29 protein-coding genes are annotated in these 25,845 nt (G+C 72.5%); 16 read left to right on the top strand and 13 right to left on the bottom strand.

Going from position 1 to position 25,845, the window contains the following annotated elements; all coding sequences use genetic code 11:
* The first annotated feature begins 2 nt into the window (after positions 1 to 2).
* Together K2F47_RS00665 and K2F47_RS00670 are read left to right on the top strand one after the other, a co-directional pair.
* Positions 3 to 839, top strand: coding sequence for a phosphoenolpyruvate hydrolase family protein (locus K2F47_RS00665; RefSeq protein ID WP_242900679.1), 837 nt, complete (start codon positions 3 to 5; stop codon positions 837 to 839).
* Entirely contained in the window at positions 839 to 1,246 is a 408-nt protein-coding gene (locus K2F47_RS00670; RefSeq protein WP_242900680.1) for a cupin domain-containing protein, read from the top strand. Before K2F47_RS00665 ends, K2F47_RS00670 begins: the two co-directional genes overlap by 1 nt.
* A gap of 6 nt (positions 1,247 to 1,252) precedes the next feature.
* Here the strand turns inward: K2F47_RS00670 and K2F47_RS00675 are convergent, their stop codons facing one another.
* Positions 1,253 to 2,389 carry an ROK family protein gene (locus tag K2F47_RS00675; protein ID WP_242900681.1) on the bottom strand — a complete coding sequence of 379 codons (1,137 nt, stop codon included), beginning with the start codon at positions 2,387 to 2,389 and terminating at the stop codon, positions 1,253 to 1,255.
* A 381-nt stretch (positions 2,390 to 2,770) separates the two neighbouring features.
* On the opposite strand from K2F47_RS00675, the gene K2F47_RS00680 reads away from it, so the two are divergent.
* The 4 genes from K2F47_RS00680 to K2F47_RS41185 all read left to right on the top strand — a co-directional run bounded on the left by K2F47_RS00680 (position 2,771) and on the right by K2F47_RS41185 (position 7,039).
* Positions 2,771 to 3,973 (top strand): MFS transporter, encoded by a 1,203-nt coding sequence (locus K2F47_RS00680; RefSeq protein ID WP_242900682.1) that lies wholly within the window; start codon positions 2,771 to 2,773, stop codon positions 3,971 to 3,973.
* Between the two features lie 92 nt (positions 3,974 to 4,065).
* Positions 4,066 to 5,193 carry a glycosyltransferase family 4 protein gene (locus K2F47_RS00685; protein ID WP_242900683.1) on the top strand — a complete coding sequence of 376 codons (1,128 nt, stop codon included), beginning with the start codon at positions 4,066 to 4,068 and terminating at the stop codon, positions 5,191 to 5,193.
* Entirely contained in the window at positions 5,193 to 5,927 is a 735-nt protein-coding gene (locus tag K2F47_RS00690) for a DUF2334 domain-containing protein (RefSeq protein ID WP_242900684.1), read from the top strand. Before K2F47_RS00685 ends, K2F47_RS00690 begins: the two co-directional genes overlap by 1 nt.
* Positions 5,924 to 7,039 carry a glycosyltransferase gene (locus K2F47_RS41185; RefSeq protein ID WP_308198348.1) on the top strand — a complete coding sequence of 372 codons (1,116 nt, stop codon included), beginning with the start codon at positions 5,924 to 5,926 and terminating at the stop codon, positions 7,037 to 7,039. The genes K2F47_RS00690 and K2F47_RS41185 overlap by 4 nt, the downstream gene beginning before the upstream one ends.
* Here K2F47_RS41185 and K2F47_RS00705 read toward each other — a convergent pair.
* The 5 genes from K2F47_RS00705 to K2F47_RS00725 all read right to left on the bottom strand — a co-directional run bounded on the left by K2F47_RS00705 (position 7,023) and on the right by K2F47_RS00725 (position 10,849).
* Positions 7,023 to 7,673 carry a hypothetical protein gene (locus K2F47_RS00705; protein ID WP_242900685.1) on the bottom strand — a complete coding sequence of 217 codons (651 nt, stop codon included), beginning with the start codon at positions 7,671 to 7,673 and terminating at the stop codon, positions 7,023 to 7,025. The genes K2F47_RS41185 and K2F47_RS00705 overlap by 17 nt on opposite strands.
* 128 nt (positions 7,674 to 7,801) lie before the next feature.
* A complete protein-coding gene (locus tag K2F47_RS00710; protein ID WP_242900686.1) occupies positions 7,802 to 8,194 on the bottom strand; it encodes a YchJ family protein in 393 nt (130 codons plus the stop codon).
* 24 nt (positions 8,195 to 8,218) lie between these two features.
* On the bottom strand, positions 8,219 to 9,592 hold the full coding sequence (locus K2F47_RS00715) for a hypothetical protein (RefSeq protein WP_242900687.1): 1,374 nt from the start codon (positions 9,590 to 9,592) through the stop codon (positions 8,219 to 8,221).
* Positions 9,593 to 9,674: 82 nt separating this feature from the next.
* Positions 9,675 to 9,932, bottom strand: a complete 258-nt coding sequence (locus K2F47_RS00720; protein WP_242900688.1) for a hypothetical protein — start codon at positions 9,930 to 9,932, stop codon at positions 9,675 to 9,677.
* A complete protein-coding gene (locus K2F47_RS00725; RefSeq protein WP_242900689.1) occupies positions 9,929 to 10,849 on the bottom strand; it encodes an MFS transporter in 921 nt (306 codons plus the stop codon). Before K2F47_RS00725 ends, K2F47_RS00720 begins: the two co-directional genes overlap by 4 nt.
* Before the next feature lie 55 nt (positions 10,850 to 10,904).
* Here K2F47_RS00725 and K2F47_RS00730 point away from each other — a divergent pair, with 55 nt between their 5' ends.
* Together K2F47_RS00730 and K2F47_RS00735 are read left to right on the top strand one after the other, a co-directional pair.
* Positions 10,905 to 11,627, top strand: coding sequence for an AraC family transcriptional regulator (locus tag K2F47_RS00730; protein WP_242900690.1), 723 nt, complete (start codon positions 10,905 to 10,907; stop codon positions 11,625 to 11,627).
* 92 nt (positions 11,628 to 11,719) lie between these two features.
* A complete protein-coding gene (locus K2F47_RS00735; protein WP_242900691.1) occupies positions 11,720 to 13,063 on the top strand; it encodes a cytochrome P450 in 1,344 nt (447 codons plus the stop codon).
* A 209-nt stretch (positions 13,064 to 13,272) separates the two neighbouring features.
* Here K2F47_RS00735 and K2F47_RS00740 read toward each other — a convergent pair whose 3' ends face one another.
* Positions 13,273 to 13,593, bottom strand: a complete 321-nt coding sequence (locus K2F47_RS00740) for a hypothetical protein (RefSeq protein WP_242900692.1) — start codon at positions 13,591 to 13,593, stop codon at positions 13,273 to 13,275.
* Positions 13,594 to 13,598: 5 nt separating this feature from the next.
* Complete coding sequence (locus K2F47_RS00745) at positions 13,599 to 13,937, bottom strand: hypothetical protein (protein ID WP_242900693.1); 339 nt, start codon at positions 13,935 to 13,937, stop codon at positions 13,599 to 13,601.
* A 201-nt stretch (positions 13,938 to 14,138) separates the two neighbouring features.
* On the opposite strand from K2F47_RS00745, the gene K2F47_RS00750 reads away from it, so the two are divergent.
* Genes K2F47_RS00750 through K2F47_RS00760 form a run of 3 tightly spaced genes read left to right on the top strand, consistent with a single transcriptional unit; the run spans position 14,139 to position 15,427 of the window.
* Positions 14,139 to 14,951, top strand: a complete 813-nt coding sequence (locus K2F47_RS00750; protein ID WP_242900694.1) for a helix-turn-helix domain-containing protein — start codon at positions 14,139 to 14,141, stop codon at positions 14,949 to 14,951.
* Positions 14,948 to 15,139 (top strand): DUF397 domain-containing protein, encoded by a 192-nt coding sequence (locus tag K2F47_RS00755; RefSeq protein ID WP_242900695.1) that lies wholly within the window; start codon positions 14,948 to 14,950, stop codon positions 15,137 to 15,139. The genes K2F47_RS00750 and K2F47_RS00755 overlap by 4 nt, the downstream gene beginning before the upstream one ends.
* 24 nt (positions 15,140 to 15,163) lie before the next feature.
* A complete protein-coding gene (locus K2F47_RS00760) occupies positions 15,164 to 15,427 on the top strand; it encodes a DUF397 domain-containing protein (protein ID WP_242900696.1) in 264 nt (87 codons plus the stop codon).
* A gap of 68 nt (positions 15,428 to 15,495) precedes the next feature.
* Here the strand turns inward: K2F47_RS00760 and K2F47_RS00765 are convergent, their stop codons facing one another.
* Positions 15,496 to 17,028: a chymotrypsin family serine protease gene (locus K2F47_RS00765; RefSeq protein ID WP_242900697.1), complete on the bottom strand. Its 1,533-nt coding sequence runs from the start codon at positions 17,026 to 17,028 to the stop codon at positions 15,496 to 15,498.
* 246 nt (positions 17,029 to 17,274) lie between these two features.
* Here K2F47_RS00765 and K2F47_RS00770 point away from each other — a divergent pair, with 246 nt between their 5' ends.
* Genes K2F47_RS00770 through K2F47_RS00785 form a run of 4 tightly spaced genes read left to right on the top strand, consistent with a single transcriptional unit; the run spans position 17,275 to position 21,146 of the window.
* The gene (locus K2F47_RS00770; RefSeq protein WP_242900698.1) at positions 17,275 to 18,189 is read left to right on the top strand and encodes an ABC transporter ATP-binding protein; all 915 of its coding nucleotides are present in this window, start codon (positions 17,275 to 17,277) and stop codon (positions 18,187 to 18,189) included.
* Complete coding sequence (locus K2F47_RS00775) at positions 18,186 to 18,968, top strand: ABC transporter permease (RefSeq protein WP_242900699.1); 783 nt, start codon at positions 18,186 to 18,188, stop codon at positions 18,966 to 18,968. The genes K2F47_RS00770 and K2F47_RS00775 overlap by 4 nt, the downstream gene beginning before the upstream one ends.
* A gap of 34 nt (positions 18,969 to 19,002) precedes the next feature.
* Positions 19,003 to 19,689 carry a response regulator transcription factor gene (locus K2F47_RS00780; protein ID WP_242900700.1) on the top strand — a complete coding sequence of 229 codons (687 nt, stop codon included), beginning with the start codon at positions 19,003 to 19,005 and terminating at the stop codon, positions 19,687 to 19,689.
* Positions 19,686 to 21,146, top strand: a complete 1,461-nt coding sequence (locus K2F47_RS00785) for a sensor histidine kinase (RefSeq protein WP_242900701.1) — start codon at positions 19,686 to 19,688, stop codon at positions 21,144 to 21,146. Before K2F47_RS00780 ends, K2F47_RS00785 begins: the two co-directional genes overlap by 4 nt.
* 714 nt (positions 21,147 to 21,860) lie before the next feature.
* Here K2F47_RS00785 and K2F47_RS00790 read toward each other — a convergent pair.
* The 3 genes from K2F47_RS00790 to K2F47_RS00800 form a co-directional block, all read right to left on the bottom strand.
* Positions 21,861 to 22,052, bottom strand: coding sequence for a ferredoxin (locus K2F47_RS00790; RefSeq protein WP_242900702.1), 192 nt, complete (start codon positions 22,050 to 22,052; stop codon positions 21,861 to 21,863).
* 76 nt (positions 22,053 to 22,128) lie between these two features.
* Positions 22,129 to 22,782, bottom strand: a complete 654-nt coding sequence (locus K2F47_RS00795; protein WP_242900703.1) for a hypothetical protein — start codon at positions 22,780 to 22,782, stop codon at positions 22,129 to 22,131.
* 71 nt (positions 22,783 to 22,853) lie between these two features.
* Complete coding sequence (locus K2F47_RS00800; RefSeq protein ID WP_242900704.1) at positions 22,854 to 24,362, bottom strand: MFS transporter; 1,509 nt, start codon at positions 24,360 to 24,362, stop codon at positions 22,854 to 22,856.
* Between the two features lie 134 nt (positions 24,363 to 24,496).
* On the opposite strand from K2F47_RS00800, the gene K2F47_RS00805 reads away from it, so the two are divergent.
* Positions 24,497 to 24,949: a MarR family winged helix-turn-helix transcriptional regulator gene (locus K2F47_RS00805; protein ID WP_242900705.1), complete on the top strand. Its 453-nt coding sequence runs from the start codon at positions 24,497 to 24,499 to the stop codon at positions 24,947 to 24,949.
* A 90-nt stretch (positions 24,950 to 25,039) separates the two neighbouring features.
* On the opposite strand, the gene K2F47_RS00810 is transcribed toward K2F47_RS00805, so the two are convergent.
* Positions 25,040 to 25,792, bottom strand: a complete 753-nt coding sequence (locus K2F47_RS00810) for an SDR family oxidoreductase (protein WP_242900706.1) — start codon at positions 25,790 to 25,792, stop codon at positions 25,040 to 25,042.
* Positions 25,793 to 25,845 lie beyond the last annotated feature (53 nt).

Below are 25,845 nucleotides of genomic sequence, written 5' to 3' on the forward strand. Positions count from 1 at the left end.
TCATGAACCGCGAGAGCGTCCTGGAGCGGCTGCGCGCCGCCGTCGCCGCGGGCGAGCCGGTCGTCGGCGCGGGCGCGGGCACCGGCCTGTCGGCCAAGTGCGCCGAGTCCGGCGGCGTCGACCTGATCATCATCTACAACTCGGGCCGGTACCGGATGGCGGGGCGCGGGTCCCTCGCCGGGCTGCTGCCCTACGGCGACGCCAACCAGATCGTCGTGGACATGGCGGCGGAGGTGCTGCCGGTCGTGCGGGACACGCCCGTCCTCGCCGGTGTCTGCGGCACGGACCCGTTCCGCCTCATGCCCGTCTTCCTCGACCAGCTGAAGGCGATGGGGTTCGCGGGCGTGCAGAACTTCCCGACCGTCGGCCTCTACGACGGGGTGTTCCGGCAGAACCTCGAAGAGACCGGCATGGGCTACGACCTCGAGGTCGAGATGGTGCGGCTCGCCCACGAGCGCGGCCTCGTCACCGCCCCCTACGTGTTCGACGAGGACCAGGCGCGGGCGATGGCGGAGGCGGGCGCCGACGTCCTCGTCCCGCACGTCGGGCTGACCACCAAGGGCAGCATCGGCGCGGGCACCGCGCTCACGCTGGACGAGGCGGTCGCGCGGGTGCAGGCCATGCGGGACGCGGCGCACGCCGTCCGCCCGGACGTGCTGGTGCTGTGCCACGGCGGCCCGATCGCCGAACCCGAGGACGCCGCCTACGTCCTGGCGCGCACCGAGGGCGTCGTCGGCTTCTTCGGCGCGTCCTCGGTCGAGCGGCTGCCGACCGAACGCGCCATCACCGCGCAGGTGGCCGCCTTCAAGAACCTGCCCTCCCCGAGCAAGGAGTCCTGATGCTGCTGACGCCCGGCGACGTGGCCACGATGACCTTCGAGTGGGGGTCGATCAAATGGTTCGTCACCCCGTCCGGCGTGCCCGGCGCGGCCAGCACGTTCGGCGAGGTGATCGTCAACCCGGGGCGGGGGCACGCGCGGCACCAGCACCCGAACGCCGAGGAGATCATCTACGTGGTGTCCGGCGAGGCGACGCAGATGGTGGACGACGGGGAGCCGTTCACGATCAGGGAGGGCGACGCCGTCCACATCCCCAAGGGCGCCTGGCACTCGACCCACAACGAGACGTGGCGCCCGCTGCGGCTGATCGTCACCTACACGCCGGGCGGCGAGGAGAAGGCGCTCGAAGCCGCACCGGACTTCCGCCTGCACGACGCCGGAACGACCCCCGAATGGCGCCGCGCCTGAGCCCCCTCACCCCTGTGCCCAGTCGTCGAGGCCCTCGTCGGTGAGCAGGACGTCGAACGCGGCGTCGGCGGCGCCGGTCAGCGGGCTCAGCGGGCCGAGCGCCGAGGTCACCAGCGGCGGCGGGTCGCCGCGCCGGTGCCGCATCAGGGCCGCCGCGTAACCGTCAGCGAGCGCGTTCGGCACCGTCGCGGCGAGGTCGACGGCCAGGCCGGACAGCGTCACCATGCCCGGGTCCAGCGCGTTGACGAGGGCGCCGGCGCCGCGTCCGAGGGCGTGCGCGGCGGAGGTGACGGCGTCCCGCGCGGCCGGGTCGGTGCGCGCCGCCGCGATGATCTCGTCGGCCGCCGCGCGCGGGTCGCGCGGCTCGGGACGGCCCAGGGCGCGCGCCATCGCCCGCCCGTCGACCCCCAGGTCCCAGCAGCCGCGCGCCCCGCACGGGCACTCCAGCGCGGGGTCGCAGAACGGCATGTGGCCGAACTCGCCGCCCGCGCCGGTCGCGCCGTCCACGGGACGCCCGTCGACGACGAGCACGCCGCCCACCCCGACCTCGACCGACAGGTGCAGGACGACGGGCGCCCCCGCGCCCGCGCCGCGCCGCGCCTCGGCCAGCCCGGCGAGCGAGGCGTCGTTGCCGGCCAGCATCCGGACGCCCGCCGGGGCCAGCCGCGCGAGGTCGACGTCCCGCCACCCGAGTCCGGACGCGTGGACGACCGACGTCCCCCGGACGACGCCCGCGACCGACACCGACACCGCGCGGACCCGCCACCCGTGCCGGGCATGGACGTCCCGCACCCGGTCGGCGACCAGGTCGAGGACCCCCGCATCCCGGGTGTGCGTGCCGGAGGCGGACTCGACGACGACGCCGCCGAGTTCGACGCACGCCACCCACCACCGTTCGTGGCCGATGTCGACCGCGCACACCAGCGGCCCCTCGGGGTGCGCGCGGAGCGCGGGGGAGGGGCGGCCGCGCCCGCCGGTCCGGGCGGGGGCGTCCTCGTCCAGCAGCCGCGCCGCCTTGAGCCGCGCGGTGATCTCGGCGCTCGACCCGCTGCTCAGGCCGAGCGCGCGCGCCGCGTCCGCCCGCGTCACCGAGGGGTGGACGTGGACGTGCCGCAGCACCGCCAGCGCGCCCTGGTTCCGCAACGCGCGCGCCGAGTGGGCATGAGCGGGTGCGTGAGCCGGTGCTTGAGCAGGTCCTTGGGCAGGCCCTTGAGGGGAGTGCGAGTGGTTGGAGGGGGCATGAGGTGAGGGCGCCTCAGCAGAGGGCGCGCGGCCCGGCCGCGTCGGCTGGTCGGGGTGCGGCGCGCACGCCGGATCATCACCTCCGCGCCACGCGTCTTTGGTCTGCATAGTGACATCCTCGCTGGTCAGGGCTTATCCTCGCGGTCCGAGGATATTCTCCGACCCCGCGAGGGAGAGCCATGTGCATGGCCGTGCGTATCCGGATCGAGACCCGAGCCCAGACGCGAACTCCGGCCCGAACCGCCCGCCACGACGGACGGCCCGCGTCATGAGCCCCCGGTCATGACGCCCACCGCGACCCCCACCGCGCGGGGCACGGCGCGCTCGGCCGGGACCATCGGCCTCTACGCGGCCTTCGGCTGCCTCGGCTACCTGCTCACCGGTATAGGGGCCATCCTTCCGGAACTACGCGCCGAACGCGGGCTGCCACGCGCCGAAGCCGCGCTCTACTCCTCGGCGTTCGCCCTCGGGCTCGTCGTGGTCGGGCTGGTCGGGCACCGGCTCGCGGTCCGGCTCGGGCGGCACGCGATCCCCACCGCGCTGGCAGCGCTCATCAGCGGCGCCACGGTCATGGCGGTCAGCGGCGGACGCGCCGGGGTCGGGTTCGGCGCGCTGCTGACCGGCCTCGGCGGCGCCGGGCTCGTGCAGGTGGTGCCGTCCGCGCTGCGCGCCGTGCACGGCGGCGAGGCGACGGTGCCGATCGGCGAGGCGAACGCGGTGTCCAGCGCCGGGTCGGTGCTCGCGCCGCCGATCATCGGAATGGCCCTCGCGCACGGCCTCGGCTGGCGCGCCGCGTTCGCGATCCCGCCGCTGGCGCTCGGCGCGGCGCTGCTGCTGACCCGCTCCGTCGTGGTCCCGGCCCAGCCCGCGCCCGGGGCGCTGACCCGGGAGAAGCCCGAAGCGAAGCCGGTGGAGGAGCCGGTACCCGCGCCCGCCGACCGGGTGTCGTTCTTCGGCCGCTGGTGCGACCTCGTCCTCGCCGTCGGCGTGGAGTTCTGCATGGTCTTCTGGGCGGCGGACTTCCTGCACCACGTCAAGGGGCTCGGCTCCGGCTCCGCGACCACGCTGTCGGCGGCGTTCGTCCTCGGCATGGCCACCGGACGCGTCGCCTCCGGGCCCGTCGTCCGCTTCGTGCGGCGGCCCGACCGGATTCTCGCGTTGGCCGCGCTGGTCGCCCTCACCGGATTCACCGCGTTGTGGACCGTGCCATCGCCGTTCGCCGTCGTGGGCCTGCTGGTGATGGGGCTGGGCGTGGCGCTGCTCTACCCGGTGATCCTGTCCGAGGCGCTGGCGGCGTGGCCGACCCGACCGGTCCAGGCGGCGGGACGGTGCGCGCTGGCCTCCGGCGTCGCGATCGGTACCGCGCCGCTGTTCCTCGGCGCGCTCGCCGACGCGACCTCGCTGCGCGCCGCCGTGTTCGTCGCGCCCGCGCTGCTGCTGGTCCTGCTCTCGCGTTGCGGGCGGCGGCTCACCGCGACGGATTGATCACCGAGACGACATTCTCGTTCGCGAAATGTTCGCCTCGGCGGTGTCGGGCGGCGACCGGGAGGTCGTGCCGCGAGGAGAGCCTTCCGGCCGTGAAGGTCGCCATCGTGACCGAGTCGTTCCTGCCCCGCGTCAACGGGGTGACGGGTTCGGTCTGCCGCGTTCTCGAACACCTCGCCGCCCATGGCCACGAGGCCCTCGTGGTCGCTCCCGGTCCTGCCCCGAGCTCCTACGCGGGCGCGCGCGTCGCGCCCGTGCGGGGCATGGCCCTGCCCTGCTACCCGACGTTCGCCGTGGGGGTGCCGACCAGGCGCGTCACCGCGATCCTGCGCGACTTCGGGCCCGACGTCGTCCATCTCGCCTCGCCGCTCGTGCTCGGCGCGTCTGGGCTCGCCGCCGCGAACCGGCTCGGCGTGCCCGCCGTCGCGGTCTTCCAGACCGATGTCGCCGGGTTCGCCCGCCGGTACGGGCTGCGCGGCACCGACCCGATCATCTGGTGGTGGCTGCGCCGCCTGCACGGCCGCGCCGCGCTGACGCTCGCGCCGTCCACGCCCGTCCTCGCGGAGCTGGAACGGCGGGGCGTCCCGCGCCTCGCCCGCTGGGGACGCGGCGTGGACCGCGCCCGCTTCCACCCGTCGCACCGCTCGGCGGACGTGCGGGCCCGCCTGGCGCCCGACGGCGTCGCGCTCGTCGGCTATGTCGGACGCCTCGCCGCCGAGAAGCGTCCCGGCCTGCTCACCCGGCTCGTCGGCATCCCCGGCGCCCGGGTGGTCGTGGTCGGCGACGGCCCGGAGGAGAAACGCCTGCGCCGCCTCATGCCCGACGCCATCTTCACCGGCTTCCGCACCGGGACGGAGCTGTCGGAGCTGGTCGCCTCGCTCGACGTGTTCGTGCACACCGGCGCCGACGACACGTTCTGCCAGGCCGTCCAGGAGGGCCTGGCCTCGGGCGTGCCGGTCGTCGCTGCCGCCGCCGGTGGGCCGCTGGACCTCGTCCGGCCGGGCGTGAACGGCCTGCTGTACGCGCCGGACGACGGCGGGGAACTGCGCGCCGCCGTCGCCACCCTCGTGGACGACGTCCGGACGCGGCGGCGCATGTCCGTCCAGGCGGCGGAGTCGGTGCGGGGACGCGACTGGGAGACCGTGTGCGGGGAGCTGATGGGCCACTACCGGGCCGTCGTGCACGGCGTCATTGACCACCGGACGGAGAGTGCCGCCTGATGGGCGCGTTCCCGTTCGTCGTGTCGATCCACGACGTCGCGCCGTCCACCGCCGAACCCACCGCCCAGTGGCTCGCCGACCTGGACGAGCGCGGCGTCCCGTGCACGATGCTCGTGATCCCCGGGCCGTTCGGCGGCAGCGCCGCGCTGCCGCAGGACGGCCCGCTCGTCGCGTTCCTGCACGCCGCCGCGCTGCGCGGGCACGAGCTCGCCCTGCACGGCTACCTGCACGAGGGCGTCCCCGGCGGCCCGCTCTGGCGGCGCGGCGTCAACCAGGCCCTCGCCCGGGGCGCCGGGGAGTTCTGGTCGCTGACCGCGCACCAGGCCGCCGGACGGCTCCGCGCCGGGCGCGCCCTGCTCGCCGAGGCCGGGATCGAGGTCACCGGGTTCACGCCGCCCGGCTGGCTCGCGTCCCCCGGCACCCGGCGGGCCCTGGCGGCGCTCGGTTTCAGCTACTGGACGAGCCAGCTCGGCGTCCACCGCCTGCCGGGCGGGCCGGTGCGGCGGATGCCCGCGCTGTCGCACCGTCCGGGAGGGGCGGGCGAGCGCGCCGGGGCCCGCGTCATGACCGGCGCGGCCCGCGCCCTCTCCCGCACCCGGACCCCGTTCCGCATCGCGCTCCACCCGGCCGACCTCACCCGGCCGGGCCTGCGCCGCGCCACGCTCGCCGCCGTCGACGCGGCGGTCGCGGCGGGCGGCCGTCCCGTCACCTACGCGACGCTGGTGGGCGCGTGAGGATCGTCCAGCTCGCCAACCTCTACAGCCCCGTCTCCGGCGGCCTCCGCACGGCCGTCGACATGCTCGGCGCGGGCTACACGGCGGCCGGGCACGAGCGCGCGCTCGTCGTCCCCGGCCCCGCCTACACGCGCCGCGACACCGCGAACGGGCAGGTCATCACCGTCCCGGGGCCGTCGGTCGCGCCCGGCTACCGGTTCGTGCTCGACCCGCGTCCGGTGCTGCGCGCGCTCGGCCGCCTGCGCCCGGACGTCATCGAGGTCTCCGACAAGGCGACGCTGACGGTCGCGGCGCGCTGGGCGCGGCGGCGCGGCGTCCGGACCGTCCTGTTCTCCCACGAGCGGCTGGACGCGATCCTCGCGCCGCGCGTCCCCGGCTGGCTGCCGCTGGCCGCCGCCACCGACCGCTGGAACCGGCGGCTCGCGTCCTCCTTCGACGCGATCGTGGTGACCTCGGCGTTCGCCGCCGCCGAGTTCGCCCGGGTGGGCGCCCCGGCGCTGCACCGCGTCCCGCTGGGCGTGGACCTGACGACGTTCCGCCCCCTCCCGCACGTCTCGTCCGGGCGCTCGGTGCGGCTGGTCCATCTGGGGCGGCTGTCCTCGGAGAAGCGTCCCGACCTGGCGATCGGCGCCCTGGCGGAGCTGGTGCGGCGCGGCGTCCCGGCGCACCTCGACGTCGTCGGCGATGGACCGTGCCGATCCCGGCTGCGGGCCTGGACCCGCCGCGAGCGGCTTCCCGTCACCTTCCACGGCCATGTGGACGGCCGCGCCGCCGTCGCCCGCCTCCTCGCCGAGGCCGACGTCGCGCTCGCCACCTGCCCGATCGAGTCGTTCGGCCTGGCCGTCCTGGAGGCGATGGCGTGCGGGACGCCCGTCGTCGCCGCCGACCGGGGCGCAGCGCACGAACTGCTCGCCCCGGGCGCCGGGGCCCGCGCCGCCCCGCACGCGGCGGCGATCGCCGACGGGGTCCGGTCGGTCCTGCGCCTGGACCCCGCCCACCGCCGCGCCGCCGCGCGCGCCCGCGCCGAGCGCTACCCGTGGACGACCACCGTCGCGGGCATGCTCGACGTCCTCGCCGCCGCCCGGGAGCCGATTCCTATTCTTTTTCCTTGAACGAGCAGTCCTGCGGCAGGTCCGGCCCCTGGAACTCGCCGTCGGGCAGTTCGAGCGGCGCGTCCTTCACCGTGTATCCCTTCAGCCATTTCCCGAACGGCCCGGAACTGTTCGCGCTGTGCGGCGCGGGACCGCTGCCCATTTGCAGGCACTGCGGCAGCGTGACGCCCCACGAGAACCCCATCCGGTCGTACTTGTGGCCGAGCGGCGACTGGTAGAAGGTGAAGTTCGCGCGCCGCTGGTTCTCCGGGACGTCGTCCTGCCGGATTCCCGAGACGATCGCGATCGGCCCGGTCGCCATCAGATAGTCGACCTTGATGGTCCCGTAGTGGTGCTTGCTCGGCCCGCCGGGAACGTCGGGGGAGTAGTGGTCGTACTTCACGGTTCCGCGCGCAGCGCCGAGCACCATCTTCCCGTTGACGAACCTCCACGGCCCGCCGTGCGCGTCCACCGTGAACCGGCGGTAGGGGTACTCCTTGTCGGCGGGGAACTTCAGCCACGCGTCGCCGGTGACATGGGCCTCCTTGGCGGGCTTCGTGCCCTTGTCCTGCGCCATCGCGCTACCGGTACCGGCCAGCCCGGCGGCGGCGAGCACCGCCGCCCCGGCGACGAGAACGCGTCGTCCGTGCGCCATCTTCGGTCTCCTTGCGAACTGGGGGAGCGGGAGGTTTCCACCCGCCCCCACAACCTCGCAGCGGGCGCCCTCCGCGCTCTTCCCCCGCGTGACCGAACCGTGTGCCCCGCGCGGGGGAGCGCCGATTCTCAGCCCTCCCCGGCCCGGGTGACCTTTCCCCGGACATAGACCCAGTCGCCGTCATGCCGCACGAACCGGCTGACCTCGTGCAGTTCGCCGGTCTCGTAGCCGACCGCGTAATGGGCGCGGAACTCGACCGTCCCCCGCTCGTCGCCCGGGCCGCCGTCCTCGGTCCGGACGATCTCCAGCCGCACCCACCGCGTCCCGTCCGCGAACTCGACCCGCTCCGGCCGCGTCGCGGGATGCCAGCTCCCCAGCAGGTACGCCTCGTCCTGCCGGGCGAACGCGCTGAACCGCGACCGCATCAGCTCCTCGGCGGTCTCGGCCCGCGTCTCTCCCCGATGCAACCGCCCGCAGCACTCCCGGTACCGGACGTCCCGTCCGCAATAGCAATGAGCCACCCGACGATTCTGCCCGGCCACCGGCTAGCGGGGGACGTAGAGGCGGACGTCGTCGACGTCGGCCGTCCCCTCGTAGTAGTTCAGGTGCGGGTCGCCGATGATGAAGGAGTCGGGATAGGCCGACCCCTTCGGCCAGGAATGCTCGGTCGTGTACGTCCCGGCCGGGCCCCGGTGCACGAGCCTGCGGTCAAAGCGGCCGTCGTACTCGCCGGGGGTCTGGTTGTAGTGCCAGATCGGACGCCCGTTCTCCACGAAGTCGTGGTGGACGCGCAGCGTCGCCTGCCCGATGTGCAGGAAGGGGCCGCTCATTTCGAGGGTGTAGCCGGTGCGGTCGCGCTCCACGGCGAACCGGTAGGCGGCCTTCGGCATCAGCTGCGGCTGGATTTCGGCGCTGGTCAGATGGCCCTCGAACCGGTTCCCCGGCCCGTAGGGCTTGTCCATCGAGACGTTTCCGCAGCGGGTCTTGATGTAGTACTCGTTGCTGATGTTGTTGTTGGCCGCCTCGCGGAACAGGTCGCCGCGCGGGAACAGGGCGTTGACGCCGTTGAAGGTGCCCTCGAACGTCCGGTAGATCTGCCGCGTCTTCGGGTTGCACGTCCCGGCGTTCTTCCAGCGGGCGTCGTCGCTGTAGTAGCCGTCCATGATGACCTTGCGCCGGAAATGGATGCCGGGATTGCCGTGCGGCGCGGGCGTCGCGTAGTCGAGGATCGTCATGTAGTAGAACCCGTTCTCACGGGTGACGTCGGGGTAGTCGCAGCGCTTCTTGCCGGGCAGCGCGCCCTGGAACGTCCACGGATAACGGGTTTTGCAGGGCTCTTTGGTGTAGCCGTTGTGCCTGCCGTCGTAGTCGAAGGTGCCGTGCCGCTTCCCGCCGAATCCGAGGCCGCGCAACGTCATCTCCACGCGGTAGCGCGGCGGCAGCGGACGCGTCGGCCGGATCAGCACCCCCGCGTCCCAGCTCGGTTCGGAGATCCGCCCGACCTTCTGCCCGCCCGGCAGCCGCGCGGTCGACAGCCCCGGCCGCGAGTCGGGACGCCCGTCGCGGTCCTTGTCGACGGCGGCGACCTCGGCGGTCAGCCATCCGCCGCGTCCGAACGCGACCCGCTTGCGAAACACGTTCAGCGTCGCGAGTTGCTGGGCGAACAGCGGCCCGCTGATCTTCTTCCACGCCTCGCCGTCGTCGTCGAACGCGTCGACGTGCCACGGACTGCGCCGCCCCTGCGGGTCCAGCCGCCAGGGAACGCCGTCGATCTTCAGCGGGCGGTCGAAGTCCTCCTGGGCGACCAGGCGCCAGCCGCCGGTCGAGGCCGTCCCCGTCGCGGCGGGCCAGGCGGTCGACGCGGCCGCCGCGAGGGCCGTCCCGGCGATCGCCGACGCGGCCTTCCAAGGTTTCCTCACGACGCCCCTCCCACCCGCGCGGTCCATGCGAGGGGAAACCTACGGCCCGCACGCGTCCGACGACCCCGCCGCTGCGCCGCCTTCAGACGTTCTTGCTCTGCCCTTGCCCGTTTCCTGGGGAACGGAGGAACAGCCCGAGCGCCCAGGCGACGAGCGGTAGAAAGCACACCAGCGTGAAGACCAACTGCGTGCCGCGCGCGTCCGCCGCGAGACCGAAGGCCGGGGTCAGCAGCCCGCCGACGCTGACGCTGAGCCCGAGCGTCACCCCGGCCGCCGTCCCGGGGCGTCCCGGCAGGTAGTCCTGCCCGAGCCGGACGAGCACCGCGAACGGAACATTCAACGCGAGCCCCGCCAGAACCGCGAAGGGCAGCGCCGTGAAGACCCCGGACGCCAACCGCAGCCCGACCAGCATCGGCACCACCAGCACGGCCCCGGCCTGCACGGTTGCGACCAGCCCGACGCGGTCGGCGAGCCGTCCACCGGCGTCGTGCCCGCGACGCCGCCGCCGAGGAAGCACGCGAGCGCCGTCCCGGCCATCACCCGCGATCCGCCCAGATGCCGCATCCAGTACAGGCCGATGAACGTGGCGATCGCCGCGAACACCGCCGACCGCACCACGGAGATCATGGTGAGGACGGCGAACGCCCCCCACCGGTCACGCCCGCCGCCCGCCGTCCCGCCCCCGCTCTGGCTCCGCCGCACCGCCCTGACCAAGACGAACGCGGTCAGCGCGGCCGGAGGCAGGAACACGATGCTCCCGCCGACACCCCACGCCACGAGCACGGGCGTCGCGAGGACCGGCGCCAGGAAGAACCCCACGCTGCCGCCCGCCGCGAACACGCTCATGCCGGTCACGCTGTCCCCTGCGGCCTGCCGGGCGGCCCGTCCCGCCGCCGGATGGAAGATCGCCACCCCGAGGCCCGACAGGAACAGCAGCGTCCAGACCGCCGCGTACGCCCCGGCCAGCCCCGACAGCCCGAACCCGGCCCCCGCGAGCAGGACGCCCACGGCCGGAAGCCGGGGCATCCGCCACCGGTCGACGACGACGCCGACCAACGGCTGCGGCAGCGAACTCCCCAGCGTCGCCGCCAGCGTGAGCCCGCTCGCCGCGACATAGCTGTAATGCCGATCGAGGACGAAATAGGGCACGCTCGCGGGCACGAGCCCCTGGTAGAGGTCGTCCACGGCATGCGCGCCGGCCCACACCCACATCCGCCGGACGGGCGCCGCGACCTCCTTCTTCGTCAGCGTCTCCATGCCGTCCAGCCTGGAGGCGGCCGACGATCACCGGCTATCAGTATTCTGCTGTGTTATGTCGGAAACCCGCCAAGGCGTGCTGATCCCGCTGGTGCACCGCGAGCGCGTCGACTGGCACGACCACCCGCACCACCAGCTCGTCTACCCGAGCCACGGCGTCCTCCAGGTCTCGACGGACGCGGGCCGCTGGGTCGTCCCGCCGCACCGGGCGGTCTGGCTCCCCGCCAGGGTCGCGCACGCCCATCAGGCCCATGGCGCGACCCAGCTCCGTACCGTCAACTTCACCTCGGCGAGCGTCTTCGACCGACCGGCCGTGCTCGCGGTGTCCCCGCTGCTGCGCGAGGTCATCATCGCCCTGACCGCGCCGGACGTCCCGTCCGCCCGGCAGCGCCGCAACCTGGAGCGCGTGGCCCTCGACCAGCTCCACGAGGTCGAGGAACTGCCGCTGCACCTGCCCGTCCCCGCCGACGACCGGCTCCGCGCCATCACCACGGCCCTCGCCGACGACCCCGCCGACCCGCGCACGCTCGCCGAGTTCGGCCGCGCGGTCGGCGCGTCCGAGAGAACCCTGAGCCGCCTCTTCCGCGAGCAGACGACGATGTCGTTCCCGCAATGGCGGACACAGATACGCCTCCACCACGCCCTGATCCTGCTGGCGACCGGCGCGTCCGTGACCACCGTCGCCGCCACCTGCGGCTACGCCGGGCCGAGCGCCTTCATCGAGGCCTTCCGCCACGCCTTCGGCACGACCCCGGGCCGCTTCACCACCCGTCCCTGAGCCCGCGCCGGTGGTGCGGGATTGCTCACCGGAAGGCGCGGTTCGGCTTACCAGTCCTCCCGTGGACAAGGAGAGCCTGATACCCCTCGAACATGACCGCCGTGGGGCCCCATGTCGACAGGCCGCCCAGAGCACCGGGCGCCCACCCCCTGCTCGGACATCTCAAACCGCTGCTCATCGACCCGCTCGGCCTGCTGGCGGTACTGCCGCACCTCGGCGACGTCGTCGAGCTGCGATTCGGCCGGACGCCGACCTACGTGGTGTGCTCCCCGGAGGCGGCCCAGCACGTCCTCCGCAATTCCGACCGCGCCTTCGACAAGGGCGGCACGTTCTACGAGAACGTGCGGTCCATGGTCGGCGACGGAATGGCCACCTGCCCCCTGGCCCGGCACAAACGGCTGCGCCGCCTCGCCCAGCCCGCCTTCCGAAGCGACCGGATGACCGGCTACGCCCACACCATCCACGCCCAGGTCGACGCGGTCATCTCGTCCTGGCGCCCCGGGCAGTCGCTGGACGTCCTGCCGGAAATGCGAGCGCTCGCCGCCCGCACCACCTTCGCGACGATGTTCAGCCGCCGCGAACTCGACGCACCCGAGATCGCCGGGCTGCGGCAGGCCGTCACCGCCTTCGTCGAGCACCAGACCATCCCGCGGATGGTCGCGCCCTCCCTCAACCGCCTGCCCACCGCCCGCAACCACCGCTACCGCGAGAGCGAGGCGAGGCTGCTGCGCTTCCTGGACGGGGAGATCGCCGCCTACCGCGCCGACGGCACCGACCACGGCGACCTGATGTCCATGTTCACCACGTCCCTCGACAGCGACCGGCTGACCGACGCCGAAGTGCGCGACACGGTCGTGACCGTGCTCCTCGGCGGGATCACCACCACCGCCGTGAGCCACGCGTGGGCCCTCCACCAACTCTCCCTGGACCCCGCACTGGACGCCGCGGTCGCCGCCGAGGCCCAGGCCGCCGCCCCGCTTGACGACAGCGCCGCCGACGCGGTGGACCGGCTCCCGCTCACCCGCGGCGTCGTCGCCGAGGTCCTGCGGCACCGCGTCGCGAGCTGGATCTTCCCGCGCGTGGCCGTCACCGACACCACGATCGGCTCCCGGCGCATCCCCGCCGGAGCGCAGGTGCTGCTCAGCCCCTACGTCCTGCACCACCGCCCCGATCTGTTCGCCACCCCGGACAACTTCGACCCGCACAGATGGGACGGACGCGACCCGCACCGGACCAAGGGCTGGCTGCCCTTCGGAGCGGGGGAGTCCAAGTGCATCGGCTACGAGCTCGCCTTCATAGAGCTGACGCTGTCGCTGGCCCACATCGTCCGGACCTGGCGCCTGCTGCCCTCCCCGGCCGCCGTACGTCCGCGCCCACGGCTCCACCTGGAACCCCACGGCCTGACGCTGCGCCTGGCCGAACGCGCCCCCCACTGACCTCAAGACGGCCCCCGGGGTCCGCATGCCGTTGACGGACCCCGGAGGCCGCCCCTTGCCGTCCAGCCGGACCGCGCCCGCCACCCTCCCAAGAGCGGGGGTCGAACGGCCGGACGGCGTCCCCCGCCCAGGGGTACAGGGGCGACCACCCCTGGACGGGAGGGCTCACACGGTTCCCCAGCCAAAGATCAACCGCGTGAGCCGCCTGGCTAGCCTTCGGCGAACACCCCCGCCACCGCGTCGCCCGTCTCCTTGAGCAACCCCTTGATCGTGTCCGGCAGGAATTCGTGCCGCACCAAGAGCCGCTCCAGGATGGGCTCCACAACTCCCCAAGCGAGCACGAGAGCGGCCTTTGGAGGACGCGCGGGCGCACCGCCCAGCCGTGTTTCCGCTTCGTCCAGCGCCGGTGCCGCAATCGCGCGCAGGAGCGTCAGGGAACGCCCCTGAGTTCGCCACACCTCCTCGAACGTGGCGACCGCCACCGGCACCAGTTCCGCCGGACGGGCTGCCGAATTGTCGCTTTTCTCCATCCCCACTACCTCCCTCGCATCTCGTCGATCACCATTCGCGCGATCGTCACCGGCCGCCGGGCCGGGCCGATCCACGCGGGGCGGCCGTCGGCCTTCCGCGCCACGACCCACCATTCGCCCCGGTCGCGGTGATAGGCGCACCCCAGCGTGAGCGTGCCGCCGACCCCGTCCACGCGAGACACCGCCAGGGCCGGATACCCCTCGCACTCCACCAGGGCACACGCCAGGTCCCGCGCCTCCGAGAAAGCCAGCCGCACCGCCTTCAGGGCGGCCAGCCGCTCGGAGTGCAGGGACGCGAGGCCGTCCAGCAAAGCGCCGACAGAATGCCGTACATTCGCATCCAAGTCGGACATTGAAAGCGGTACAGGACTTTCCCGGGGCGCTGCCAGTGCAGGTTCTGTATGCAGATTTCGTTGTTTTGCATGCACGCCCATCGCCTGGTCTCACCCCGCAGTCAGGTGTTTGTTAACTGGCTATTATTGTGCGCTCGCGTGGAGTAGGTTCGCTACGTTCGCAGGCAAGAAGAACCCCCGGAAGGACGAGCCATGCCCGCACAACATGAGCTGGACCCCGACCGCTCGATGTGGCACTTCATCTCGACCCAGCTGCGGTTTCACCGCGAACAGCGAGGGTTGTCGGAGCAGCAGGTCGCCGACATGATCGACCGAACGCGTTCGGTTGTTTCGCGGTACGAATCCGGGACAATTCGCCTGCCCATCAAGATCGCGCGGATCATCGACCGGGAGTGGAAGACAAATTTCCTGTTCACCCGTCTTGTCGGATTCGCCAGCGCGGCGCACGATGGTGACTGGCTCGTGGGACTCGCGGACTGGGAGCGTCGCGCAACGCGGCTGCGGCTGTGGGAGCTGGTGCTCATCCCGGGGCTGTTCCAGACGGAGGCTTACGCGCGGGCGCTGCTGGGGGCAGGCCTGGACGGCAACCTTGAGGAATGGTTGCAGGTGAGGATGGAGCGACAGAAACTCGTGTTCGAGCGCGAGGACCCCCCGCACATCGCTGCACTCATCAACTGGGCATGCCTGGCGCAGCCCATCGGAGACAAGGAGATCATGCGTGGGCAGATCGAGCACCTCATCAAGCTCGCGGACCTCCCGCACGTCGGTATCCGGCTTGTCCAGGCGGATGCCAAAGCGCACACTGGGCTGGACGGCGCGTTCGAGTTGCTGACCGTGGACTCTCGCGATGTGGTGTACACCGACGATCCCGAGGAAGGACGACTGATCATCAGTCCCCCGGACGTACAGCGGTACGCGCTGCGGTATGACCGCATAGGCGAAGTGGCCGTTCCACGGGGCCCGTCTCGGGCCCTGCTCACAGAAGCACTGGAGGGATACTCATGACGATCAAGTGGCGTAAGTCGAGCCGGAGCAACACCAGCAAGGGCAATTGTGTCGAGCTTGCGAGCCTCCCCGGGCGGGTGGGCGTTCGCGACAGCAAGAACCCCGAAAGCCCCGCTTTCGCGTTGTCGGCGGCGTCTTTCCGGGCGCTCGTCCGCGACGTCAAAGCAGGCCACCACGACATGCCCTGAGCCACGCCCCTCGGAGGACCGCTCATGACGATCAAGTGGCGTAAGTCGAGCCGGAGCGCGACGTCAGACAATACGAACTGTGTAGAGGTTGCGGACCTCGCGCCCGCGTGGCGCAAGTCGAGCCGCAGCAATCCTGACAACGGTAACTGTGTTGAGCTTGCGGGCCTGCCTGGACGGGTGGGCGTTCGCGACAGCAAGAACCCCGACGGTCCTGCTTTTGCGTTGTCGGCGGCGTCCTTCCGGGCGCTCGTCCGCGATGTGAAGGCGGGCCACCACGACATGCCCTGATCCGAACGCGGCGGTCACGGCGCCGCACCCGTGGCTCCGTGACCGCCTGGGTCTCTTCATGGTGGCCATTAGACGAGGGCCGATACCGGTGCCTTCACCTTGCGGTCGAGGACTTCCCGCATTGAGCGCCCTGCGGCGTCGTTGAAGACCTCCTCCAGCCAGCCGGTGTCGATCGCGTCCGGGTCGACGCGGCGGAGGCGTGTGAACGCCGCGAGCAGGTCGGGCACGAAGTTCTCCGGCAGCGCGTACTCCAGCATCTCGAAGGCCGAGGGCTGGACGAGCCAGGCGCCGATCGCACGGTTCAGCAGACCGGCGAATTCGTCGTCGGTGATCAGGGCCTGAGCGATCGCCTGCCCGGACTTCTCCTCCAACAGTGCGCCAAGGGCACCGGAGAGCCGCCCCTCGACGCTCGGGCTCAGGTATTCGGCACGGAAGTGCACGAATTTGCGGAAGTGCTCCTCGGTCAGCTTTTCGTGGTCGTCGAGCGAGGCGGCGAGCATCCTCCGTATCGCGGCGCTGATCAGGCGGCGGATACCGCCGTTGCAGGCGGTGTCGATCTCGAGCGCCCTCATGACGTCGAGAATGTCGCAGGCCCAGGTGATCCCACCACTGACCTGCTCGGCGGCGAAGACGAGTCCACGGGTGGCCTGGCCCTGGGAGTCGACGACGAGTGATCCGCTGTCGCCGGGCATCGCGGGGGTCCCGTACGGGTCCGAGCGGATCGTGAACAAGGTTCCCCCGACCCCGGCCTTGTAGCGCTTACCGGCATGGTTGGTCGAGATCAACGTGAGCCCGACCGCCTCCACGGTCCCGCTCTTGACCTGGGTGCGGTATCCGCTGCGGAGGACTTGCATGTCGAGGGAGGGCGGAAGGGCGACGAAGGGGTGCTTCCCAGCGATTTCGAGGATGCTGGGCCGGGCCGTTATCCCAGGGAGAAGTCCGACGATCCCGGCGTCCACCGAGAAGTCGAAGGCATAGGGGGCGCCCAGCGGCGCGGGCGACCACGGCACGATGCGGCGGCTTGAGCCCACGTACTCCACGCCGCCCGGCTGCCACACGCCGGGCGAGCTCGGAATCTCGTAAGGGGTCTCTGGACGGGTGAGAACGTGGTTGGCGGTGAGCAGGACCGCGTCCAAGGGCCAGTGGCGGTCGTAGAACACGCCGCCGGCGGTGCCGCCGTTTCCCCTGCTCGATCGGATCATGCAGCCGCCCACGATGGGTCGCACTTTTCCATCGCGGACATCGCAGAGTTGCGGTTCAGCGGTCTCGACGACGTCGGTGACAACACTCTCGTCGCTCACGGACAGTTCCCGGGGGACGCGGTGCAGCGTCGGCAGATCGGCCGGAGCCACCTTGCGGGTGACGTAGACGACGACACCCGTGGTGTCGGTGCGGCGGCCGTCGGTGACCTTGCGGGCGACGCCGACCCCGAAGACGTTGGGCAGTCGCAGCAGGTCGTCGGTGTACGTGCGCGCTGCGGCGAGAGCTCTCTCAACAGGTTCGGGCTCATGCGGGAGAGACATCGGTGCCTCCTCGTTCCTGGATGAGGCAGCCGGGCAGATCCGAGGCGGTGGAGAAGAGGCCGACCGCCCATATTTCACTTCGTACTTCCAGCGTAGGTGTGATCCGTTCCATGGCTCCTTGGGAAGAGGTCAATTGTTCTCCCAGGTTCTGGCCGCCTGTGTGGTGCCCTGGCGGCTTCCTGGTAGGGGGCCTTGGGTTTGCTGGGAGTGGGGCGTGGAAACGCGCGTTCAGGTGGACGGCAGCCTGGAGGAAGGGCCTGGATTCCCAGTGTTCTCACAGGAGTTCCCAGGAAGCGGCAAGCCGGGTCGGCCACGATCGCGGTCATGACGAGGATCGACGTACGGGGGCTGACCAAGCGGTACGGGCCCGACACGGTGGTGGACGATCTGTCGTTCACCGTCGAGCCCGGGCAGGTGACCGGGTTCCTCGGGCCGAACGGGTCCGGCAAGTCCACGACGATGAAAATGATCATGGGGTTGGCGGAGCCCACGCGGGGGACGGCGACGATCGGGGGACGCCGTTACCGTGATCTCCGCCTGCCGCTGACGGAGGTCGGGGCGCTGCTGGACGCGGGGGCCGTCCACGGCAACAGGAAGGCGCGCGACCATCTGCTGGCGCTCGCGGCGAGCAACGGGCTCCCGCCGCGCAGGGTCGATGACGTCCTCGCCCGGACGGGCCTGGACGGCGTGGCGGGCAAGCGGCCCGGCGGGTTCTCGCTCGGCATGCGGCAGCGGCTCGGCATCTCGGCGGCGCTGATCGGCGACCCCGGAGTGCTGATCTTCGACGAGCCGGTCAACGGGCTCGACCCGGAGGGCATCCGCTGGATCCGCGACTTCATGCGGTCGCTCGCCCGTGAGGGGCGGGCGGTGCTGGTCTCCAGCCACCTCATGAGCGAGATGGCCCAGACCGCCGACCACCTGGTCGTCATCGGGCGCGGACGGCTCATCGCCGACACCGGCATGAGCGAGTTCCTGCGCGCCAACGGCGAGGGGACCGTGCTCGTCCGGACGCCGGAGCCGGGCTCGTTCGCGCTCCGGCTGACGGCGGCGGGTGCGACCGTCCGGGACGGGCCCGAGTCCGCGCTGATCGTCTCCGGCATGTCGGGCGAGGAGATCGGCAGGCTCGCCGCCTACCACGGCGTGGTGCTGAGCGAACTCAGCCCGCAGCAGCCCTCGCTGGAGGACGCCTTCATGGAGCTGACCAAGGACGCCGTCGAGTACCAGGGGGTCGCCGCGTGAGCGCCACGGTCCCGTTCACCCGCACCCTGCACGCGGAGTGGATCAAGCTGCGCAGCCTGCGTTCCACCTGGTACACGCTTGCCGCGCTGATGGCGGTCGGGCTCGGCGTCACGGGCCTCGCCATGAGCGACGCCCGGCAGAGCTACACGGAGGCGGCCGCCGGCCCCCAGGCCTGGGACCCGACCGGCAGGAGCCTGACCGCCTACATCATCGCCCAGCTGATCATCGGCGTGCTGGGCATCCTGATCGTCACGTCCGAGTACGCGACCGGGCTCATCCGGACGTCGCTCAGCGCCACACCCCGCAGGCACCGCGTCCTGGCGGCCAAGGCGATCATCGCGACCGGGGTGGCGCTGGTGGCGGGGCAGGCGCTCATGTTCGCCGCGTTCTTCCTCGGGCAGGCGATGATGGCCGCGCAGGACGTCCCGCATGCGGCGCTCGGCGACGACGGGGTGCTCGCCGCCGTGGCGGGCGGCGGGCTCTACCTGTCGGCGATCGCGCTGCTCGCGGTCGGGCTAGGGGTCATCACGCGGGCCACGGCCGGGGCGCTCGCGACGCTGGTGGCGATCGTCTTCCTGGTCCCGGCGCTCTCCGGCGCGTTCCCCTCCTGGACGCACGGGCTCATCGACATCTGGCCGACCAGGGGCGCGGCCGCCGTCCTGGCGACCGTCCCGGACCCGGAGTTCCCGCACCCGTGGCTGAACCTCGGCGGCCTGTGGCTCGCGGTCGCCGCCGTCCTGGCCGCCGGGTTCGTGCTGCTGCGGCGCCGCGACGTATGAGGCGGGCTCCGTATCCTGGACGGCGTGGAGCGCGATGACGCCCCGTGACGGCGGCGAACGGCTGCTGGTGGTGGACGACGAGGACACCGTCCGCGAACTGCTCGCCGCCACGCTGCGGTTCGCGGGGTTCCGGGTGACCTCCGTGGCGACCGGCGCCGAGGCGGTCGGCGCGGCCAGCGAGGAGCCTCCCGACCTTCTCGTCCTGGACGTGATGCTCCCCGACATGGACGGCTTCGAGGTCGTCCGGAAGCTGGACCCCCAGGTGCCCGTCCTGTTCCTCACCGCCCGCGACCGGCGGGAGGACAAGATCACCGGCCTGTCCCTGGGCGCCGACGACTACGTGACCAAGCCCTTCGCGCTGGAGGAGCTGATCGCCCGCATCCGCGCGATCCTGCGCCGCACCACGGGACGCCACGCCGACGCGCTGACGGTGGGGACGCTCAGCCTCGACGTCGAGGGGCACCAGGTGACGCGGGCGGGACGTCCGGTCCGCGTCTCGCCCACCGAGTTCCAGCTGCTGCGCTACCTGATGGAGAACGCAGGGGTCGTGGTGTCCAAGGCACAGATACTCGACAGCGTGTGGCGCTACGACTTCGGCGGCGACGCCAGCATCGTCGACACCTACATCTCCTACCTGCGCCGCAAGGTCGACACCGAGGAGCCCAAGCTGATCCACACCGTCCACGGCGTCGGCTACGTACTCCGGGGGCCGCGGCGGTGAGCCGGTTCTCCCTGCGGACCCGGCTGCTGCTGCTCACCACCGGCCTCCTCCTGGCCGGACTGACCCTGATCAGCGCGCTCGTGTCCGAGCATCTCCAGCGCTACCAGCTCGGCCGGGTCGACGGGCGGCTGCGCTCGCTCACCTCGTTGATCTCCCAGATCCCGGACGGCGACCCGCCGACATCGCAGGACCCGTCCGCGCCCGCGCTGCTCAACCCCGGCCTCGACCTGCTCGGCGCGCCCTACCTCCTGTACCTGGACGCGAACGGCCGCGTGGCGGGGACGCTCCAATCAACCCGTCTCAGCAAGGAGCCCCCGCCTCCCACCGACAAGCTGCGCGCGGTCCCGCCCGACGGCAGGCCGGTCGGCCTGCGCTCGGCGAACGGCTCGGGACGCTGGCGGGCCGTCGCGCGTCCGGGCGTCGGCTGGCGCGGGACGGTGGTCGCCGCCGCGCCGCTCGCCGAGGCCGACGCCACGATCGCCCGGCTCCGCACGAGCAGCCTCGTCACCGGTAGCGCGCTGCTCGCCCTGCTGACGGCGGTCGGCTGGTTCGCGCTCGGCCGCGGCCTGCGCCCGCTGCGCCGCATCGAGCACACGGCCGCCGCGATCGCGGGCGGCGACCTGAGCCGCCGCGTCCCCGGCATCGCCCCGCCCGGCACCGAGATCGGGCACCTCGCGACATCGCTGAACACCATGCTCGGCCAGCTCGAACGGGCCTTCGCCGACCGCGCCGCGTCCGAGGCCCGGATGCGCACGTTCCTCTCCGACGTCGGGCACGAGCTGCGCACGCCGCTGTTCGGCATCAAGGGCACGACCGAGCTGTACCGGATGGGCGCGCTGGCCTCCCCCGAGGACGTCGACGAGGCGATGCGCCGCATCGGCCACGAGGCCACCCGCCTCACCGCCCTCACCGAGGACCTGCTCCTCCTCGCCCGCCTGGACGAGGCGCCCGGCGCCCAACTCGACCCCGCCCCCATGGACCTGCGGACGCTCGCCACCGACGCCCGGCACGGGCTGCGGGCGCTCGACCCGTCCCGCCCGATCGAGCTGACCGGCCCGGGCGGCGACGGCCCGCCGGGCCCCGCGCCCGTCCACGCCGACGAGGACCGGCTGCGGCAGGTCGTCACCAACCTCGTGGGCAACGCCGCCGCGCACACACCGCCGGGCACCCCGGTCCGCATCGGCGTCGGCACAGTGGCCGGACGCGCGGTCCTGGAGGTCGCGGACGAGGGCCCGGGCATGACCCCCGCCCAGGCGTCCCGCGCCTTCGACCGCTTCTACCGCGCCGACCGCTCCCGCAACCACGCGGCCGGCGCCAACGCAGGCCTCGGCCTCGCCATCGCCCGCTCCCTGGCCCGCGCCCACAACGGCGACGTCGACCTAAACACAACCCTGGGCAAGGGCGCCCACTTCCAACTAACCCTCCCCCTCCTACCCCAAGACCCCCCAGACCAGTGAACGGCCAGCCTCATGACTCCCCGGCCCAGCGAACCACTGACCCGGCGAGCGACCGGCCCGATGAGCCGCCAGGACCGGCGAGCCACTAGGACTGGCGAGCCGCCGGGACCGGCGAGCCGCCAGGGCCAGCGAGCCGCCGGGCGGGTGAGTCGCCGCCCGGTGAGCGAGCCAGGCCCGGTGAGCCGCCGGGACCGGTGAGCCGTCGGGACCGGTGAGCCGTCGGGACCGGCGAGCCGCCAGGACTGGCGAGCCGTCGGGACCGGTGAGCCGTCGGGACCGGTGAGCCGTCGGGACCGGCGAGCCGCCAGGACTGGCGAGCCGTCGGGACCGGCGAGCCGCCAGGGCCACTGAGCAGCCGGGCCCAATGAGCCGCCGGATCAGCAAGCCGCCGGACCGGGGAGCGGCCGGGACCGGTGAGCGGCGGGGCCGGTGAGCGGTCTGGGCCAACGAGCGGCCGGACCAGCGCCTCGCCGGGGTCAGGGAGCCGCCAGACCAACGAGCCCCCGGGATCGGTGAGCCGCCAGACCGGTGAGTCGCCGGTGCCAGCGAGCAGCCGGACCGGTGAGCGGTCGGGCTGCTGAGTCGCCCGAGCGGCGCGTCGCCGGGGCCCGTGAGCGGGCGGGACCGTGAGTGGGCGGATCGGTGACTCGCCGGGGTTAGCGAGAGTCGCCAGGGCTAGCGAGCCGCATGGAGCAAAGCCTTCTGGCGGGAGGGTCAGTCCTCCAGGGTGATCGCGGCCTTGGGGCAGGCGCGGGCGGCCTCCTCGACCTGGGCCCACTGGGATTCCGGCGGGTTCTCGTTCAGCACGTAGAGGAAGTCGTCATCGCGCACTTCGAAGACCTCCGGCGCCGCGGCCATGCACAGCGCGTTGCTCTCGCAGAGGTCAAAGTTCACGGAAATCTTCATGGCCACATTATGCGCCCGGCGAGTGGCCCGGGACACATCCGCGGCCACCTGTGGATAACCGAGGAGAACCGGCCGGTCACGGGGACAGCAGCCAGCATTCCCGCAGGTCGTAGAAGACGGCGTCCTGGTCGAAGTGCGCCATCTGCTCGTCGCGCCAGGCCATGTAGTCCGGCGGCATCTTCGTGCGCTCGCCCTCGCGTGCGGCCTCCCTGGAGGTGAAGTAGGCCACGCCGGTGCAGATCCCGTCCGGGTGGACGCAGAACATCCCGCCGAGCATGTCGGGCCGCAGCCGCTCCAGCGTCCGCTGGGCCTCCTCGGGCACGAACGGGCGCACCGCCTCACGGTCGCGGACGCGCGTCTGGAGCACCTGAACGAATCCGGCGTCGTCGAATCGCCGCTCCTCCGGGGTGCCGCGTCCGAACGTCTCCACGTCGGTGCACTCCACGACGGTGACCACGCCGTCGAACAGGGCGCGGGTCTGGTCCCACCAGCGCACCTGCTCGGGGCGTCCGTCGTTGCGCCGCGCCGCCTTCTGGGACGCGAAACGCGTCAGGCCTAGGTACACGCCGTCGTCGGTCACCCCGCACGTGCTGCCCAGCCACCCCCGCGCCCCGCGAGCGACCTCCTGGTACCAGCGGTCGGTCGCCTCGCGCAGGGCCGCCGCGTCCCGCGTCCGGCCCTTGGCGACCTGGACGCACATCGCGTGCTTCGCCCTGCGCTGGCCGAACACCGTCCACCTCCCTGGTTGGACGCTACCCATCGCGCGGCAAACCGGACGTCATCTTCGGTTGAAGATCCCCCTCACTCCCTCTCGCGACGCGCGGCGTTGGCGGGCGCCGACTCCGGTAGGGCGGTGTTGGCGGGCGTGGCTTTGGCGGGTGCGGCGTTGGCGGGTGTGGTGCGGCGGACGGCCTGCGCCGCGATCGCGAGCACGGCGATGCCGAGGATGACCCACACGCCCGGCCGGTAGGACGACAGGTCGGTGGCGGGCGCGATCGTCGCGGTGACGATCGCCAGGCCGAACGCGCCGCCGATCTGGAGCGAGCTGTTGAGCAGCCCGGCGGCGACGCCCTGCTCCCCGTCCGGGACGCCGCTGGTCCCGGCGACCATCAGCGAGGCGAACGTGAGGGCGAAGCCGACGCCCCACAGCAGCGAGACGGGCATCAGGACCGTCCACAGGTCGGGCTCCTCGCCGATGCGGAGCATCAGCAGGTAGCCCGGGACGAACGACACGAGCCCCGCCATCGCGACGGTGTTGACGCCGAACCGGTCCATCATCGCGCCGAGCTTCGGGCCGAGGACGACCACCATCACGCCGGCGGGCAGCAGCACCAGCGCGAACTGCCACGGCTCCCAGCCGTTGAGCGTTTGCAGGTACTGGGTGAGCAGGAACTGGAATCCCATCGCGGCGCCGTAGAGCAGGGCGATGCTGAGGTTGGCGGCCAGCAGCGAGCGGTCGCGCAGGAGGCCGAGCCGGATCAGCGGCGCCTTCACGACGCGCTCCACCCCGACGAAACTCGCCAGCAGCGCGGCCGCCACCGCGAAACCGGCGAGCGTGGGCATCGAGGTCCACCCCGCGTCGGGGATCGAGACCACCGTGAACACCAGCAGCATCGTCCCGCCGACGAGCGTGAACGTGCCGCCCGGGTCGAGCCGCACCCGCTCGCGGCGCGGCGGGTCCTTCGGGACGACGAGGACCGCGCCGATCGCGACCAGCACCGCGATCGGGATCGGGAGGACGAACGTGGCCCGCCAGCTCACCGCCGCGACCAGCCCGCCGACCAGCAGGCCGGACGAGTAGCCGGACGCCTCGAAGACGTTGAAGATCCCGAACGCCCGGTTGCGCTGCGGCCCCTCGGGAAAGGTGGTCGTCAGCAGCGACATCGCCGCCGGGGCCGTGAAGGCGGCGGCGAGCCCCTTGAGGAACCGCGAGGCGATCAGCAGCGCGCCGTCGTCGACGACCGCGCCGAGCAGCGACAGCGCGGCGAACACGGCCATCGCGAGCACCAGTGTCCGGCGCCGTCCGAACAGGTCGGCGGAGCGGCCGCCGAGCAGCAGGAACCCGCCGAAGGTCAGGAAGTAGCCGCCCGTGAGCCACTGCGCGGTCGAGGCGCCCATGCCAAACTCGCGCTGGATCTCCGGGATCGCGACGGCGATCATGGAGTTCTCCAGCCCGTCGAGCAGGATCACGCCGCTGAACACCAGCAACGCGATCCACGACCGCGCCGACCAGCGCACCGGCTCGGGGCGGGGCGGAGGCCCCGCCTCCGTTCGTACGTCCCGCTCACCAGGAGTAACGCTGTTGGACATGGGTGTCACGGCCCCCTCGACTAGACTCGTCCCGGAACGCACTAAGCGGCGTCGCAAATAATTGCAGACGCGTCATATTGCACTAGCCGCATAGTGTCGCATGCAACGAGTTGATGGCAAGGGGTGGGGTGGCCGTGCCGGTCGATGACGAGGGCGCCGAGGCCCGCGCGCGGGGCTGGCGCACCCTGGCCGCGCTGCACGCCTGCGTCGTGGACGTGCTCGAACGGGCGCTGCAACGCGAGCACGGACTGTCGGTGAGCGAGTACAGCGTGCTCGACGTCCTGTACCGCCAGGACGATCACTGCCTGCGGATGAACCGGCTCGCCGAGGCCCTGGCGCTGAGCCGCTCGGCCACGACGCGGCTGGTGTCCCGCCTGGAGAAGCAGGCCCTGCTCGAACGGTGCCTCTCCCCGGACGACCGTCGCGGCATCTACACGGAGCTCACCGCCAAGGGCAGCGCGGCGCTGGAGGCGGCGCGTCCGGTGCACGACGCGGCCCTGGCGGAGGGCCTGCGCGTCGCGGCGGAGGAACGGAACCTGGCCCCGCTGGTCCGCGCCCTGTCCGCCGTCTCCAGGGACGCGCCTTGACGGAGCCGTCCGCCGCGCAGGCCGGACGCCCACCCGGCGCCCGCCCACCGGCACTGTCGCCGGGGCGCTCGCCGGCACTCTCGCCGGGGGCTACCAGGGGATGATCTGGTCGAGTGTGTCCGGGCCGCGGAAGGTGCCGGTCGGGCCGTCCCCGGGGAGCGTGGCCAGCAGGATCGGGACGGCGGCGCCATCGGCCACGGTGCGCTCGCCGCGCGGGAAGGGCGCGGCGGCGTTCTGGTCCGTCGGCACCATGCCGGGGCTGACGGCGTTGACCTTGATCCCGTCGGCGCGCAGGGCGTGGGCGTAGATCAGCGTCAGCGCGTTGAGCGCGGCCTTGGACGAGCTGTACCCGAGCGCCGCCCGGCCCGCGAGCGGGCTCCCCGGGTCGCTGAGCATGGTGAGCGACCCGAGCCCGCTGGAGACGTTGACGATCCGCGGCGCCTCGGACCGGCGGAGCAACGGCAGGAAAGCGGACGTGACAGTGACGACACCGAAAACGTTGACCTCGTAGGTGTCGCGCAGTTGCGCGGCGCCGACCTCGGTGGGCGGGACGTCCCACTCGGTCGTGATCCCGGCGTTGTTGACGAGCGCGTCCAGCCGTCCGGCCTCGGTCTCGACGGTCGCGGCGGCCGCCTCGACGGACCGGGGGTCGGTCACGTCGAGCTGGACGAACCGGACATCGGCCGCCGGAGTCGCCGACATCTCCTCGACCGCCCGGCGTCCGCGTTCCGGGTCGCGGGCGGCGAGGTACACGGTGTGACCCCGCTCCGCCAGACCCCGGACGATCTCTTTCCCGATGCCCTTGTTGCCGCCGGTGACCAGCGCCACGTGGTTGTCGTTCATGCCGTCCATCTCAGCCGTCCCGGCGGCGCCGAGGGAAAGACCCGTCGGGTGCG

Source organism: Actinomadura terrae, assembly GCF_022751215.1.
Lineage (GTDB): Bacteria > Actinomycetota > Actinomycetes > Streptosporangiales > Streptosporangiaceae > Spirillospora > Spirillospora terrae.